This is a genomic window from Streptomyces sp. C (assembly GCF_000158895.1).
Classification (GTDB): Bacteria; Actinomycetota; Actinomycetes; order Streptomycetales; family Streptomycetaceae; genus Streptomyces; species Streptomyces racemochromogenes.
Genome location: NZ_GG657750.1, coordinates 5,004,518 through 5,018,462, shown reverse-complemented (window position 1 = coordinate 5,018,462; position 13,945 = coordinate 5,004,518). Strand labels below are relative to the sequence as shown.

The 13,945-nt window shown below is 72.4% G+C and carries 14 protein-coding genes; 7 read left to right on the top strand and 7 right to left on the bottom strand.

Annotated features, from left to right (window positions below):
* The first annotated feature begins 108 nt into the window (after window positions 1-108).
* Genes SSNG_RS22825 through SSNG_RS22815 form a run of 3 tightly spaced genes read left to right on the top strand, consistent with a single transcriptional unit; the run spans window position 109 to window position 3,652 of the window.
* Window positions 109-633: a PadR family transcriptional regulator gene (locus tag SSNG_RS22825; protein ID WP_007266259.1), complete on the top strand. Its 525-nt coding sequence runs from the start codon at window positions 109-111 to the stop codon at window positions 631-633.
* Window positions 630-1,316: an ABC transporter ATP-binding protein gene (locus tag SSNG_RS22820; protein ID WP_007266258.1), complete on the top strand. Its 687-nt coding sequence runs from the start codon at window positions 630-632 to the stop codon at window positions 1,314-1,316. The genes SSNG_RS22825 and SSNG_RS22820 overlap by 4 nt, the downstream gene beginning before the upstream one ends.
* Window positions 1,313-3,652 (top strand): ABC transporter permease, encoded by a 2,340-nt coding sequence (locus tag SSNG_RS22815; RefSeq protein WP_007266257.1) that lies wholly within the window; start codon window positions 1,313-1,315, stop codon window positions 3,650-3,652. The genes SSNG_RS22820 and SSNG_RS22815 overlap by 4 nt, the downstream gene beginning before the upstream one ends.
* An 18-nt stretch (window positions 3,653-3,670) precedes the next feature.
* Here SSNG_RS22815 and SSNG_RS22810 read toward each other — a convergent pair whose 3' ends face one another.
* Window positions 3,671-4,618, bottom strand: a complete 948-nt coding sequence (locus tag SSNG_RS22810) for a hydrogen peroxide-inducible genes activator (RefSeq protein ID WP_007266256.1) — start codon at window positions 4,616-4,618, stop codon at window positions 3,671-3,673.
* Window positions 4,619-4,742: 124 nt separating this feature from the next.
* Between SSNG_RS22810 and SSNG_RS22805 the strand changes: the two genes are divergently transcribed.
* From SSNG_RS22805 to SSNG_RS22795, 3 genes are all read left to right on the top strand, one after another.
* Window positions 4,743-5,072 (top strand): hypothetical protein, encoded by a 330-nt coding sequence (locus SSNG_RS22805; RefSeq protein WP_007266255.1) that lies wholly within the window; start codon window positions 4,743-4,745, stop codon window positions 5,070-5,072.
* Between the two features lie 141 nt (window positions 5,073-5,213).
* Window positions 5,214-5,768 (top strand): peroxiredoxin, encoded by a 555-nt coding sequence (locus SSNG_RS22800; protein WP_007266254.1) that lies wholly within the window; start codon window positions 5,214-5,216, stop codon window positions 5,766-5,768.
* A gap of 3 nt (window positions 5,769-5,771) precedes the next feature.
* Window positions 5,772-6,311, top strand: a complete 540-nt coding sequence (locus tag SSNG_RS22795; protein WP_007266253.1) for an alkyl hydroperoxide reductase — start codon at window positions 5,772-5,774, stop codon at window positions 6,309-6,311.
* Between the two features lie 78 nt (window positions 6,312-6,389).
* Here SSNG_RS22795 and SSNG_RS22790 read toward each other — a convergent pair whose 3' ends face one another.
* From SSNG_RS22790 to SSNG_RS22770, 5 genes are all read right to left on the bottom strand, one after another.
* On the bottom strand, window positions 6,390-7,076 hold the full coding sequence (locus SSNG_RS22790) for a hypothetical protein (protein ID WP_007266252.1): 687 nt from the start codon (window positions 7,074-7,076) through the stop codon (window positions 6,390-6,392).
* Complete coding sequence (locus SSNG_RS22785) at window positions 7,060-8,457, bottom strand: AI-2E family transporter (protein WP_042801682.1); 1,398 nt, start codon at window positions 8,455-8,457, stop codon at window positions 7,060-7,062. The genes SSNG_RS22790 and SSNG_RS22785 overlap by 17 nt, the downstream gene beginning before the upstream one ends.
* A 117-nt stretch (window positions 8,458-8,574) precedes the next feature.
* On the bottom strand, window positions 8,575-9,300 hold the full coding sequence (locus tag SSNG_RS22780) for a transglycosylase SLT domain-containing protein (RefSeq protein WP_042801681.1): 726 nt from the start codon (window positions 9,298-9,300) through the stop codon (window positions 8,575-8,577).
* 412 nt (window positions 9,301-9,712) lie between these two features.
* Window positions 9,713-11,029 carry a PhoH family protein gene (locus tag SSNG_RS22775; RefSeq protein WP_007266249.1) on the bottom strand — a complete coding sequence of 439 codons (1,317 nt, stop codon included), beginning with the start codon at window positions 11,027-11,029 and terminating at the stop codon, window positions 9,713-9,715.
* Between the two features lie 307 nt (window positions 11,030-11,336).
* Window positions 11,337-12,098 (bottom strand): isoprenyl transferase, encoded by a 762-nt coding sequence (locus SSNG_RS22770; RefSeq protein ID WP_007266248.1) that lies wholly within the window; start codon window positions 12,096-12,098, stop codon window positions 11,337-11,339.
* A 127-nt stretch (window positions 12,099-12,225) separates the two neighbouring features.
* On the opposite strand from SSNG_RS22770, the gene mgrA reads away from it, so the two are divergent.
* Window positions 12,226-13,263, top strand: a complete 1,038-nt coding sequence (gene mgrA / locus SSNG_RS22765; RefSeq protein WP_007266247.1) for an L-glyceraldehyde 3-phosphate reductase — start codon at window positions 12,226-12,228, stop codon at window positions 13,261-13,263.
* 131 nt (window positions 13,264-13,394) lie between these two features.
* Here the strand turns inward: mgrA and SSNG_RS22760 are convergent.
* On the bottom strand, window positions 13,395-13,945 hold a 551-nt coding region (locus tag SSNG_RS22760), incomplete at its 5' end, for an A24 family peptidase (protein ID WP_063749902.1).

Genomic DNA, 13,945 nt, shown 5'->3' with positions numbered 1-13,945 from the left:
ACTCGGCCCGCCGACCCCCCGTCGGCGGGCCTTCGGCATGCACGCTCCGCCTATCCGCACGTCAGCGAGCTATACACCACGCGTATACACGCCGTGTATAGTCGCGGCATGTCCATCGGCCACACCCTGCTCGGCCTCCTGGAGGCCGGCCCGCGCCACGGCTACGACCTCAAGCGCGCCTTCGACGAGTCCTTCGGCCACGACCGCCCCCTCGCCTACGGGCAGGTCTACTCGACCATGTCCCGGCTCCTGAAGAACGGCCTCGTCGAGGTCGACGGGGTCGAGAGCGGCGGCGGTCCCGAACGCAAGCGGTACGCGATCACCGACGCCGGCATCACCGACGTCGAGCACTGGCTCTCCCAGCCCGAGAAGCCCGAGCCGTACCTCCAGTCGACCCTGTACACCAAGGTGGTCCTGGCGCTGCTCACCCACCGCAGCGCCAACGAGCTCCTCGACACCCAGCGCGCCGAGCACCTGCGGCTGATGCGCATCCTGACCCAGCGCAAGCGCAAGGGCGACATCGCCGACCAACTGGTCTGCGACCACGCCCTGTTCCACCTGGAGGCCGACCTGCGCTGGCTGGAGCTCACCGCCGCCCGCCTGGACCAGCTCGCCCGGGAGGTACGCCGATGACCCCGGCCGGCACCCTGCTCGCCGCCGCGGACCTGTGCAAGTCGTACGGGTCCACCAAGGCCCTGGACGGCGCCGGGTTCTCCATCCACCCCGGCGAGGTCGTCGCCGTCATGGGCCCCTCGGGCTCCGGCAAGTCGACGCTGCTGCACTGCCTCGCGGGGATCGTCACCCCCGACTCCGGCACCGTCACCTACGCCGGCCGCGAGCTGTCCGCGATGAACGACGCCGAGCGCAGCGCCCTGCGCCGCGGCGAGTTCGGCTTCGTCTTCCAGTTCGGCCGGCTCGTCCCCGAGCTGACCTGCGTGGAGAACGTGGCCCTGCCGCTGCGCCTGGCGGGGACCCGGCGCAAGGAGGCCGAGGGGACCGCGCTGCGCTGGATGGAGCGGCTCCAGGTCGAGGACCTCGCCGCCAAGCGCCCCGGCGAGGTCAGCGGCGGCCAGGGCCAGCGGGTGGCCGTGGCCCGGGCCCTGGTCACCGGACCCCGGGTGGTCTTCGCGGACGAGCCCACGGGCGCCCTGGACTCCCTCAACGGCGAACTGGTGATGCAGCTCCTCACCGAGGCCGCACGGTCGGCGAACACCGCCGTCGTCCTCGTCACGCACGAGACCCGCGTCGCCGCGTACTCCGACCGCGAGATCGTCGTGCGCGACGGCCGCTCCCGCGACATGGAGCCGATCGTATGAGCGCGCTCCAGGCCTGGTCCCGGGACCTCTCCATGGGCGTCCGGTTCGCCTTCGGCGGCGGCCGCGAAGGCCGGCTGCGCACCCTCTTCACCGGCGTCGGCGTCGGCCTCGGCGTCGCCCTGCTGCTGATCGGCACGGCCGTTCCGGGGGCGCTCGCCGCCCGGGGGCAGCGCGGCGACGCCCGCTCCCTGCTGGGCGCCCCCACGGCCGCGGCGCCGGGACGCGACACCCTGCTGATAGCCCGGGCCGACATGACGTACCGCGGCCATGACATCGAGGGCCGGCTGCTGGAGCCGGAGGGCCCCGACGCCCCGCTCCCGCCGGGGCTGAAGGCCTTCCCCGCCCCCGGTGAACTGGTCGTCTCCCCCGCCCTGCGCGACCTGCTGCGCTCCGCCGACGGCACGCTGCTGCGCGAACGCCTCGACGGCGGGATCGGCGGGGTCATCGGCGACGCCGGCCTGACGGGCCCGGCCGAGCTCGCCTTCTACCGGGGCACCGACAGCCTTCCCGCCACCGGACCCGGCGAGCTCCGCGTCCAGCGCGTCACCGGCTTCGCCCCCGATCCCAGGCGCCCGGAGCTCAGCCCGGTGCTGATGCTCACGGTCCTGCTGACCTTCGTCGCCCTGCTGCTGCCGGTCGCCGTGTTCATCGCCGCCGCCGTCCGCTCCGGCGGGGAGCGGCGCGACCAGCGGCTCGCCGCGCTGCGCCTGGTCGGTGCCGACGGGCGGACCGTCCGCCGGATCGCGGCCGGCGAGGCGCTGGCCGGGGCGGTGGCCGGGCTGCTGCTGGGCTCCGTGTTCTTCCTGGCCGGCCGCCGGCTGGCCGGCTCCCTCTCCCTGAGCGGGCGCAGCGTCTTCCCGGCCGACCTGGCCCCCGCGCCGGGGCTGGTCGCCCTGACGGCCCTCGCCGTGCCGGCCGCGGCCGTGGCCGTGACCCTGTTCACGCTGCGCGGGGTCGTCATCGAGCCGCTGGGCGTCCTGCGGACGGCCGCGCCGCGCGGCCGCCGCGTGTGGTGGCGGCTGCTGCTGCCGCTGGGCGGGCTCGGGCTGCTCCTGCCGCTGGCGGGCCGCGGCAACGGCGGCGGCCGGTTCAACCAGTGGCAGGTCAGCGGCGGCGTGGTGCTGCTGCTGGTCGGGGTCACCGCCCTGCTCCCCTGGCTGCTGGAGCGCTGCGTCGGCCGGCTGCGCGGCGGGCCCGTCTCCTGGCAGCTCGCGGTCCGCCGCCTCCAGGTCGCCGGCGGTCCCTCCGCCCGCCTCGTCAACGGCATCGCCGTGGCCGTCGCCGGGGCCATCGCCCTCCAGATGCTCTTCTCGGGCGTCGCGGGCGAGGTCACCGAGGAGACCGGGCAGGACCCGTCCCGGGCCTCGGTCGCGGTCATGCTGCACGGCGGCACCGAGTCCCGTCTCGACGACCTCGGCCGCCGGATCGCCGAGACCCCGGGCGTCACCCGCGCCGTCCCGCTGAACACCGTGGGCCTCGCCCGGCAGGTCCCCTCCCCCGGCGCGCCCGACCTGACCATCGGCACCTGCCAGGCGCTCGCCGAGGTCGCGGAGCTCGGCCCCTGCCGGGACGGTGACGTCTTCGTCCTCTCCGGCGGCCCGCTGGAAGCGGCCGTCGCGCCCGGGGACCGGGTCTTCGCGGGCGACGTCAGGATCTCCCCCGACGACTCGGCCCGCCTGGGCGGGAAGACCGTCGAGTGGACCGTCCCGGCCGACGCCCGTACCGTCCGCCCCCGCGAGGACCCGACGGGCGTGCTCCGCGCCGGCCTGCTGGCCACCCCCTCCGCCGCGCCGAAGGACATGGGGCGCGCCCAGTTCGCGCAGGTCTACGTGCAGCTCGACGACTCCGCGCCGGACGCGCTGGAGCGGGTGCGCACCGCCGTCTTCAAGGCGGACCCGCTGGCCACGGCGGCGACCCTGCGGTCCACGCAGGAGCAGCGCGCCTTCTCCGGCATCCGCGCCGGGCTGTTCTTCGGCGCGACCGGGGTCCTGGTCCTGATCGGCACCAGCCTGCTGGTCGGCCAGCTGGAGCAGCTGCGCGAGCGCAGGAGGCTGCTCGCGGCCCTGGTCGCCTTCGGGACCAGGCGCTCGACGCTGTGCCTGTCGGTGCTCTGGCAGACGGCCCTGCCGGTGGCCCTCGGGCTGGTCCTGGCGGCGGGCGCCGGCATCGGGCTGGGCTCGGTGCTGATGGGCATGGCGCACGTCCCGGTGCGGGTCGAGTGGAGCCAGGTGCTCCTGCTGACCGGCACGGGCGCGGGGCTGGTCGCGGCGGTCACCCTGCTCAGCCTGCCGCCGCTGCTGCGCATGATGCGCCCGGACGGACTGCGTACGGAGTAGCGCGCAGGGCCGTACGCCCTACTCCGCCGGCCAGACCGGGAGCGGGCGTACGGCCTCGCGCAGGGCCGCCGCGATGGCCCGGAACTCCTCCTGCCGGGCGGTCCCCGTCCGCATGGCCAGCGCGATCCTCCGGGAGGGCGCGGGCTCGGCGAAGTAGCCGGTGGCCAGGTACTCGTTGCGCGCGGTCTCCAGCCGCAGCGCGGTGCGCGGCAACAGGGTCACGCCCAGTCCCCCGGCGACCAGTTGTACGAGGGTGGACAGCCCCGCGGCGGTCGTGGTGACGGCGGCCCCGTCGGCCCGGCCCGCCTCCCGGCAGATGTCGAGGGCCTGGTCGCGCAGGCAGTGCCCCTCGTCGAGGAGCAGCAGCCGCAGGTCGCGCAGTTCTTCGCGCGGGATGTCGCGCCTCCCGGCGAGCGGGTGCTCGCGGGGGGCGAGCAGGACGAAGTCCTCGTCGAAGAGGGGCAGTTCGGTGACCCCGGGGACGCCGAGCGGCACCGCGAGCAGCAGCAGGTCGAGCCGCCCTCCGGCCAGTCCCTCCAGCAGCGAGGAGGTCTGCTCCTCGTGCACCTGGAGGTCCATCCGGGGGTAGCGCCGGTGGAACAGCCCGAGCACGGTCGGCAGCAGGTAGGGGGCGACCGTGGGGATCACCCCGAGCCGCATGATGCCGGTGAAGGGGGCCCGTACCGCCTCGGCCTCCTCCAGCAGCCCGCCCATGGCGTCGAGGACCGTCCTGGCCCGGGCGGCGATCCGCTCGCCGGCCGGGGAGAGCAGCACCTTGCGGGTGGTGCGCTCCAGCAGCTGGACGCCGAGGGCCTCCTCCAGTGCGGAGACGGCGCCGGAGAGCGCGGGCTGGCTCATGCCGATCGCCGCGGCAGCGTCCCGGAAGTGCAGGTGTTCGGCGACGGCGGCGAACGCCCGCAGCTGTGCGAGCGTCGCCTGCTTCGCTCCCCTGTTGCCGACAGCCACTGATAGGTACCTCCGATCACCTGCCACCAGCGTAGGCCGTGTGCGCTGCGGGCCACGGCCTGGCGCGTGAGAGTGGAGGCAGGGCGAGGAGGGCCCGGCCGGGGCCCGCGCCCGGGAGGCGATCATGAACAGGCTCTTGCGTACCGCCGTCCTGACCCCGCTGGCGGCCGCGCCGCTGCTCCTGGGGCCGGTGGCCGCGTCCCACGCCGTACCGGGCGCGCCGGCGGCCGGGTCGTACGCGGTCGCGGCCGGTGCCCGCGCCCCGGAGGGCGACCGGGCCGCCGGGACGGGCGGGGACGAGCAGTACGACAAGGGCTTCAGGAAGGGGTTCCAGGCGGTGAAGGCCGACTGCGGCGCCAAGCCGCCGAACGACCTGCGCGAGCTCGACGCCGACTACCAGCGGGGCTACGCCAACGGCGCCGCGCTGGCCGCCAGGACCTTCTGCGGCGGCTGACCTCCATTGATAGGGAAGCCTGATCAGCGCGACCACCCTTTGCGATTTCCGCGATCAATGCCACTGTGCCAGCATGTGAGACCGTCCAACCCCTTCGGAAAGCCCCCAAAAGGGCCCCTTTCCGCTCTGCAAGGAGTCAGTGTGCTCACTGTCGGTGACAAGTTCCCCACCTACGATCTGACCGCCTGCGTCTCCCTCGACGCCGACAAGCAGTTCGCGCAGATCGACCACAAGTCCTACGAGGGCAAGTGGCGCGTGGTGTTTTTCTGGCCTGCCGACTTCACCTTCGTCTGCCCGACCGAGATCGCCGCGTTCGGCAAGCTGAACGACGAGTTCGCGGACCGCGACGCGCAGATCCTCGGCGTCTCCGGCGACTCCGAGTACGTCCACCACGCCTGGCGCAAGGACCACGCCGACCTGCGTGACCTGCCCTTCCCGATGCTGGCCGACGTCAAGCACGACCTGATGCAGGCCTGCGGCGTCGAGGGCGAGGACGGCTTCGCCAAGCGCGCGGTCTTCATCGTCGACCCGAACAACGAGATCCAGTTCGCCATGGTGACCGCCGGTTCCGTGGGCCGTAACCCCAAGGAGGTCCTGCGGGTCCTCGACGCCCTGCAGACCGACGAGCTGTGCCCCTGCAACTGGAACAAGGGCGACGACACCCTGAACGCCGGCGCCCTGCTGGCCGGTGAGTGACGGATGTCCCTCGACACCCTGAAGTCGGCCATACCGGACTTCGCCAAGGACCTGAAGCTGAACCTCGGTTCGGTCATCGGCAACCAGGACACCCTGACCCAGCAGCAGCTGTGGGGCACCGTCCTGTCCTGCGCGATCGCCGCCCGCTCCCCGCGCGTCCTGCGTGAGCTGGAGCCGGAGGCCAAGGCCGCGCTGTCCCCGGAGGCGTACGGCGCCGCCAAGTCCGCCGCCGCGGTCATGGCGATGAACAACGTCTTCTACCGGACGCGCCACCTGCTCTCCGACCCGGAGTACGGCACGCTGCGCGCGGGCCTGCGGATGAACGTCATCGGCAACCCGGGCGTGGAGAAGGTCGACTTCGAGCTGTGGTCGCTCGCGGTCTCCGCGATCAACGGCTGCGGCCAGTGCCTGGACTCGCACGAGCAGGTCCTGCGCAAGGCGGGCGTCGACCGCGAGACGGTCCAGGAGGCCTTCAAGATCGCCTCGGTGATCCAGGCCGTCGCCGTCACCCTCGACGCGGAAGCGGCCCTGGCCGCCGAGTAGTCACCCCCAGGGGTGCTCGTACGCGCCACCGTGCCCCCGCTGCCCTTCAGGGCGGCGGGGGCACTTCGCGTTCGCGGCCTACTTCTTGCGCAGCCGGGCCATCAGCGCGCGCACGTCCTCGACCATCGCCGCCTTGACGGCGTTCTCGTCGAGGTCTCCGCCCTCGCCGTCCTGGCCGCCCCACCACTGGACCCGCATGGTGAAGACCGCCCCGCCGTCGAGCACCTGGAGCCGGGGCGCGGACTCCTCCCCGGAGAACAGGGCCCGCTCGCCGAGACCGGGGACCTGCTCCGGCTGGACGGACGGGGAGCGCATGTTCAGGTTGAGGACCGGTCCGGAGCCGAACTCCGGCCCGGGGTCGGTCTTGCGGTGCAGCTCGACCAGCACCTGTGCGTCGTGGGTGGGCAGCCGGCCGTCCCGCCCTCCCACGGAGTAGCAGTGCGACCAGTCCAGCGCCGGGCTCTCGCCGTGGCTCGGCATGCCCACGCCCAGGTTCCCGGTCACGGCTCCGACGGCCTTCAGCGGGACCTCCCCGCACAGCTGCTCGCTCTGCCGGTACGCGATCGGCGGCCCGGCGGCGGCGTGACGTTCCTGCACGACGAGCGCCCCGGCCCACACGGCGGAGGCCAGCACGGCCCCGCCCAGGGCCCAGAGCCAGGGGGCGCGGCCGCGCGCCTCCCGGCCGCCGGGCCGCGCGGGCGGGCCCGCGAGTTCGGCCGGGGAGGCGTCGGCCCAGTCCCCGTCGAGCTCAGGCTCGCTGATCATCCCCGGCCTCCAGCGCTGCGGCCCGCACCGCCGTGGCCCCGTGCGGGCCCGGACCCGTGGCGGCGACGGCCGCGTGGTGCCGCTCGCGCGAATAGGCCCTCAGGTAGACCACCACGGTGTTGGTGACGGCCACCAGCGGCACCGCGACGACGGCCCCGCCGATGCCCGCGACCATCCCGCCGGCCGCCACCGCGAGCACCACCGCGAGCGGGTGGACCCGTACGGCCCGGCCGAGGATGAAGGGCTGGAGCACGTGCCCCTCGATCTGCTGGACCGCCAGCACCACGCCCAGCACCGCGAGCGCGATGACGGGCCCCTGCGTCACCAGCGCCACCACCACGGCGAGCGCCCCGGAGATCACGGCGCCGACGAGCGGGATGAAGGCGAACAGGAAGATGAACACGGCCAGCGGCACTGCCATCGTCACGTCGAGGAAGTACAGCCCGAGGCCGATGAACACGGCGTCGATCAGCGCGACGAGCACCGTGCCGCGCACGTACGCGGTCAGCGTGCGCCAGGCGCGCGGGCCCGCGCCCGCGACACCGGGGCGGGCGGCGGCCGGGACGAGGCCCAGCACCCAGGTCCAGATCCTCTTGCCGTCGTAGAGCAGGAAGAGCGTCGAGAACATCGCGAGCAGCATGCCCGTCAGCACCTCGACGAGGACCGTCACGCCCTGGAGGCCGGCGGAGGTGATCTCCTCGGTGTTGGTGCCGATCGTCTCGCTGAGGTTCTTCGCGATGTCGTTGATCTGCTTCTCGGTCACGTGGAACGGACTGTCCAGTGCCCAGCTCTTGAGCTCGTTGATGCCCTCGCGGAGCCGGTTGGAGAGGTCGTCGAGGTTCTCCATGACCTGCCAGACGACGAACCAGCCGACCAGCCCGATGACGACGAAGCCGAGGATCGCCGTGACGGCCGTGGCGAGCCCGCGCGGCAGGCCGAGCCTGCGCAGCCGCACCACGAACGGCTGGAGCAGCGCGGTGACGAGCAGGGCGGCCGCGAAGGCGAGGACGACCAGCCGGACTTCGCTGATCACCTTCATCAGGACCCAGAGCATCCCGGCGAGCATCAGCAGCCGCCAGCTCGCCTCGGCGGCGACCCGCACCCCCCACGGGATGACGGTCACCGGGTCGGGCCGCGCGGGCGGCTGCACCGCCGCGGGCACGGCCGGCTCCACCGCGCCCTGGGCCGCCGCCGACGCGGCGGAGGCGGAAGCGGGAGCGGAGGCGGGAACGGGAGCCGAGGCGGAAGCGGAGGCGGAGGCGGGCAGCGGCGGTTCGCCGGCGGCCTCCGCCTCGACCTCGGCCCGCCGTTCGTGCAGGGCCGCCTCCATCCGGCTCAGTCTGCTGCCGAGCCGGCCGAGCCAGCCTGCCCTCTTCGCCATGTCGTTCCTTTCCCCCGCCCAGTGGTGACGCCTCGCACGACCGTACACGCGAGGAACCCCACACCGTCGGACGGTGCGGGGTTCCCCGAGGTTGTGCGCGGGCGCTATGCCAGGGCTCTAGTACCAGCCGTTGGCCTGGTGGAAGCTCCAGGCGCTGCACGGGCTGCCGTAGCGCTCGTTCATGTAGCCGAGGCCCCACTTGATCTGCGTGGCCGGGTTGGTGCGCCAGTCGGAGCCGGCCGAGGCCATCTTCGAACCGGGGAGCGCCTGGACCAGACCGTAGGCTCCCGAGGAGGAGTTGACGGCCTTGTAGTTCCAGGTGGACTCCTGGTTGATGATGTTCGAGAAGCACTGGAACTGGCCCGCGGGGACCAGCTGCCGGGCGATGTCCTTGACCTGGGCGACCGTGTAGGAGCCCTGGACCGGGAAGTCGCCGGCGTCGCGGGCCGCGGACCGGCTGGCGACCTCGCCCTCGCCCTCGCGCTGCTCCTTGAGCTTGGCGTCGGCCTCCGCCTTCTTCGCCTTCTCGGCCTCGGCCTTCTCGGCCTCCGCCTTCTTGGACTTGGCGTCCTCGGCGGCCTGGATGCGGGCGGCCTCCTCCACCGAGCGCTTGGCGTCGGCGTCGGCGGCGTGGGCGATGCTGTCGGCCTGCTGCGCCAGGGTGGCGCTCTGGACCTGGGCCTGCTCGCCGACCGGCAGGTCGGTGAGGAGAGTCGCGCCGGAAGCGGTCGTCTCGATGTCGTTGGAGGCGGCGTCGCCAGTGGCGACGCCCACGACTGCGCCGACGGTGGTGACCGCGGTGGCCGAAGCCACTGCGAACCCCCGGACCGAGATCCGGCTCACACGGTGTCCTTCCAGCAGCGTCCGCAGTGACCGCGCGGCCGCGAGAGTGCCCCTCGACACTGGTCTCCGTGGTGTTGAGGTCACAGGAGACGCTGGCCCGTGGGCAACTCCCTTCCGGGGGCTGCCGGCTGTACCGGGCGGCATACGGACATCGGCTGTGGAGTTGTACGTACTGCGCGCATCTCGAACGGAGATACAGGTATGCCGTATGCGGGGCCTGACGGAAACCAGACTCTGCCGGACCTCGACGCCGCAAGGCAATTCCGCGTTGCGTGTGAAAGGTCACACCTGCTGTGATGCCGGTGATTCGGGAAAACGCCTGTGCAGCAGGGCGCCGCCCGACTAGGCTCTGCGCCTTTGCCGGGCGGCGCCAACTGACCGTCCCGCTATGGGGGTTTTACCCCGTTCCCTCCTAGAGGGTCTCCAGCATCTCCGTCACCAGTGCGGCGATCGGGGAGCGCTCGGAGCGGGTCAGCGTCACGTGGGCGAAGAGCGGATGCCCCTTCAGCTTCTCAACGACGGCGACCACTCCGTCGTACCGGCCGACGCGCAGATTGTCGCGCTGGGCCACGTCATGAGTGAGAACGACCCGCGAATTGGCGCCGATCCGGGACAGAACGGTCAGCAGGACGTTGCGCTCCAGGGACTGGGCCTCGTCCACGATGACGAACGCGTCGTGCAGCGACCGGCCGCGGATGTGCGTGAGCGGCAGCACCTCCAGCATCCCGCGCCCGAGCACCTCCTCGATGACCTCGCGCCCGGCGACCGCCGAGAGGGTGTCGAAGACGGCCTGCGCCCAGGGGCTCATCTTCTCGGTCGCGTCTCCGGGCAGGTAGCCGAGTTCCTGGCCGCCGACCGCGTACAGCGGGCGGAAGACCATGACCTTCTGGTGCTGCCTGCGCTCCAGCACCGCTTCCAGGCCCGCGCACAGCGCCAGCGCCGACTTTCCGGTGCCGGCCCGGCCGCCCATCGAGATGATCCCGATCTCGGGGTCGAGGAGCAGGTCCAGGGCGATGCGCTGCTCGGCGCTGCGCCCGTGCAGCCCGAAGGCCTCGCGGTCGCCCCGTACGAGCTTGACGTTGCCGTCGGCCGTGACCCGGCCCAGGGCCTTGCCGCGCTCGGACTGGAGGACCAGCCCGGTGTGCACGGGCAGTTCCGTGGCCTCGGGGACGTGGAGCCGCTCTTCGGAGTAGAGGAGGTCCACCTGCTCCCCCGACAGGGCGAGCTCGCTCATGCCGGTCCAGCCGGCATCGGTGATGGCGAGCTCCGCGCGGTACTCCTCGGCGAGCAGCCCCACGGAGGAGGCCTTGATGCGCAGCGGGAGATCCTTCGAGACGACCGTGACGTCGTAGCCCTCGGCCTGGAGGTTGCGGGCGACCGCGAGGATCCGCGAGTCGTTGTCACCGAGCCGGAAGCCCGCCGGCAGGACGCCGGGGTCGGAGTGGTTGAGCTCGACGCGCAGGCTGCCGCCCAGATCCCCCAGCGGGATGGGGGCGTCGAGGCGACCGTAGCGGACCCGGAAGTCGTCGAGCAGGCGCAGGGCCTGACGGGCGAAGTAGCCGAGTTCGGGATGGTGCCTCTTGGCCTCCAACTCGGTGATCACCACGATCGGGAGCACGACCTCGTGCTCGTCGAAGCGGGAGAACGCGTTGGGGTCGGCCAGCAGGACGCTGGTGTCGAGGACGTAGGTCCGCCTGTCGGGCAGGCGGCGCTTTGTGCTGGTCACCACGGAAGGACGTACCCCCTCGGAAGAGGTCGGGCCATGAAGACCGGACCGGTCATCGGCGCCAGTGCCAGGGCCGAGTTCCGGCCCTCCAATCCGTCCGTGCGAACCGCACGCGCGTCCTGGTGCAAAGGGCCTCCCGGGCGGACGGCCCTGTGCCGTCCGCTGAGACTCGACACCCGTGGATCGGGCGTCGACCTGCCTGGGTTATGCCCTCGAACGTGCGGTGCCATGCCATGGCATATGACGGACGCTCGGTGAACCCCTGGTGAAGGGTTCGCGAGAGGCCGAGGGGGCGGGGGGTGTCTTCCGGTCAGGTGCCGTAGCGCCGGTGGCGGGCGGCGTAGTCGCGCAGGGCGCGCAGGAAGTCGACCTTGCGGAAGGCCGGCCAGAAGACCTCGCAGAAGTAGTACTCCGAGTGGGCGCTCTGCCACAGCATGAACCCGGAGAGCCGCTGCTCGCCGCTGGTGCGGATCACCAGGTCGGGGTCGGGCTGGCCGCGGGTGTAGAGGTGCTCAGCGATGTGGTCGATGTCCAGGACCTCGGCGAGCTCCTCGAAGGAGGTGCCCTTCTCGGCGTGCTCCAGCAGGAGCGAGCGGACCGCGTCGGCGATCTCCTGGCGGCCGCCGTAGCCCACGGCGACGTTGACCAGTATCCCGTCGATGTCGTGGGTGGCCTGCTCGGCCTCCTTCAGCACCGTCTGGGTCCGCGCGGGCAGGATGTCCAGGTTGCCCACGTGGTGGACGCGCCAGCGGCCGTCCTCGGCGAGGCCGCGGACCGTGTTCTCGATGATGTTGAGCAGCGGCCGGAGCTCGACCTCCGGCCGGTCCAGGTTGTCCGTGGAGAGCATCCACAGGGTGACGACCTCGACGTCCGTCTCGGTGCACCAGCCGAGCATCTCGGAGATCTTGTCGGCGCCGGCCTGGTGGCCCTGCTCCGTCGTGCCTCCGGACGCCTTCGCCCAGCGCCGGTTCCCGTCCAGGATGACGCCGATGTGCTTGGGCGACGCGTCATGGTCGAGGCGGCCTTCCACCCGGCGTGCATAGAGCCTGTACACCAGGTCGCGCAGCTTCACGATCTTCGAGCCCCTCCGTGCAATGCCCCCGTGCCAATTGCGGTCTCCCCCGAGTCCGCCACATTACTGCGCGTCGGGATCGGGTACCCAACTCGGCCTGTCACAAGTCCGTGATAGCAAGGACAACGTGACTGATAACAATCCCTATCGGGCAGAGCCCTCGCGTTACGACTCCATGCACTACCGGCACACGGGTCGCAGCGGCCTCAAGCTCCCCGCGATCTCCCTGGGCCTCTGGCACAACTTCGGGGACGACCGGTCCCTGGAGTCCCAGCGCGCCATCCTGCGCCGCGCGTTCGACCTCGGCGTGACCCACTTCGACCTGGCCAACAACTACGGCCCGCCGCCCGGTTCCGCCGAGCTGAACTTCGGCAAGATCTTCGCCCAGGACTTCGCGCGCTACCGCGAGGAGCTGGTGCTCTCCACCAAGGCCGGCTACTTCATGCACCCCGGTCCGTACGGCGAATGGGGCAGCCGCAAGTACCTCCTCGGCTCGCTCGACGCCTCGCTGAAGCGGATGGGCGTGGACTACGTCGACGTCTTCTACTCGCACCGCTTCGACCCGCAGACCCCGCTGGAGGAGACCATGGGCGCGCTCGCGTCCGCGGTCCAGCAGGGCAAGGCGCTGTACGTCGGCGTGTCCTCGTACACGGCGGCGCAGACGGCCGAGGCCGCGCGGATCCTGACGGACATGGGCGTGCGCCCGCTGATCCACCAGCCCTCGTACTCCATGATCAACCGCTGGACGGAGGAGGACGCGCTGCTGGACACCCTGGAGGAGGCCGGCATGGGCTGCATCTCCTTCGCGCCGCTCGCGCAGGGCATGCTGACCGGCAAGTACTTCCAGGGCATCCCGGAGGACTCGCGGGCGGCCGCGGGCAAGTCCCTGAACCCGGCGCTGCTGTCGCAGGACGTGGTGCGCCGCCTGCACGGCCTGAACGACATCGCGGCCCGCCGCGGCCAGTCGCTGGCCCAGCTGGCGCTGACCTGGGTGCTGCGCGACGAGCGGATGACCTCCGCGCTGATCGGCGCGTCGAGCGTGAAGCAGCTGGAGGAGAACGTGGCCGCACTGGCCGGTGCGCCGCTCACGGAGGAGGAGCTGAAGGAGATCGACTCCTTCGCGGTGTCCACCCCCGGCACCAACATCTGGGCCCAGCGCGGCTGACCTGCGTTTTTGCCCTGAGGGCGGGTGGAACGAAAAACGGGCCGGTCCGTGGGGGGGATACGGACCGGCCCGAGGGGGGGGTTCCACCATAACCCTTCGTAAAGCGTCCTGCGTGCATTGCCGCAAAACGATTACGCTCCGAATCCGCCCAGCAGCACTCCGGTGAGGGCTCCGGCGGCCATGAAGGGGCCGAACGCGAACCCCTGGTCACGGCCCGCGCGGCCGCTCAGCAGCAGGCCGAGGCCGTATACGGCGCCGTAGAGCAGCCCCAGGAACGCCCCGGCCGCCCATACCCCCCACCCGTACCACCCAAGAGCGACCCCCAGGGCGAGCGCCAGCTTGACGTCGCCCAGCCCCATCCCGGCGGGGTTGATCAGGAACAGCACGAGGTACGAGGCCCCGAGCGCGAGCCCGCCCAGCAGCGCGAGCCGCCAGGACCCGGCGGCGCCGGGCAGCAGCGCGGCGGCGCCGAGCAGTGCGGCGCAGGCCGCGGCCAGGGGGAGGGTGAGCACGTCGGGCAGCCGGTGCACGGCGAGGTCGACGAGGGACAGCAGCACCAGCACGGGCGCGAGCGCCACGAAGACGGCCCCCTCGGGCCGCGGCCCGCCGGCAGCGGCGAGCGCCGCGCAGACGGCGGCGGTGAGGGCGGCGGGGCCGGGCCGGACCCCGCCCCCGGGGGCGG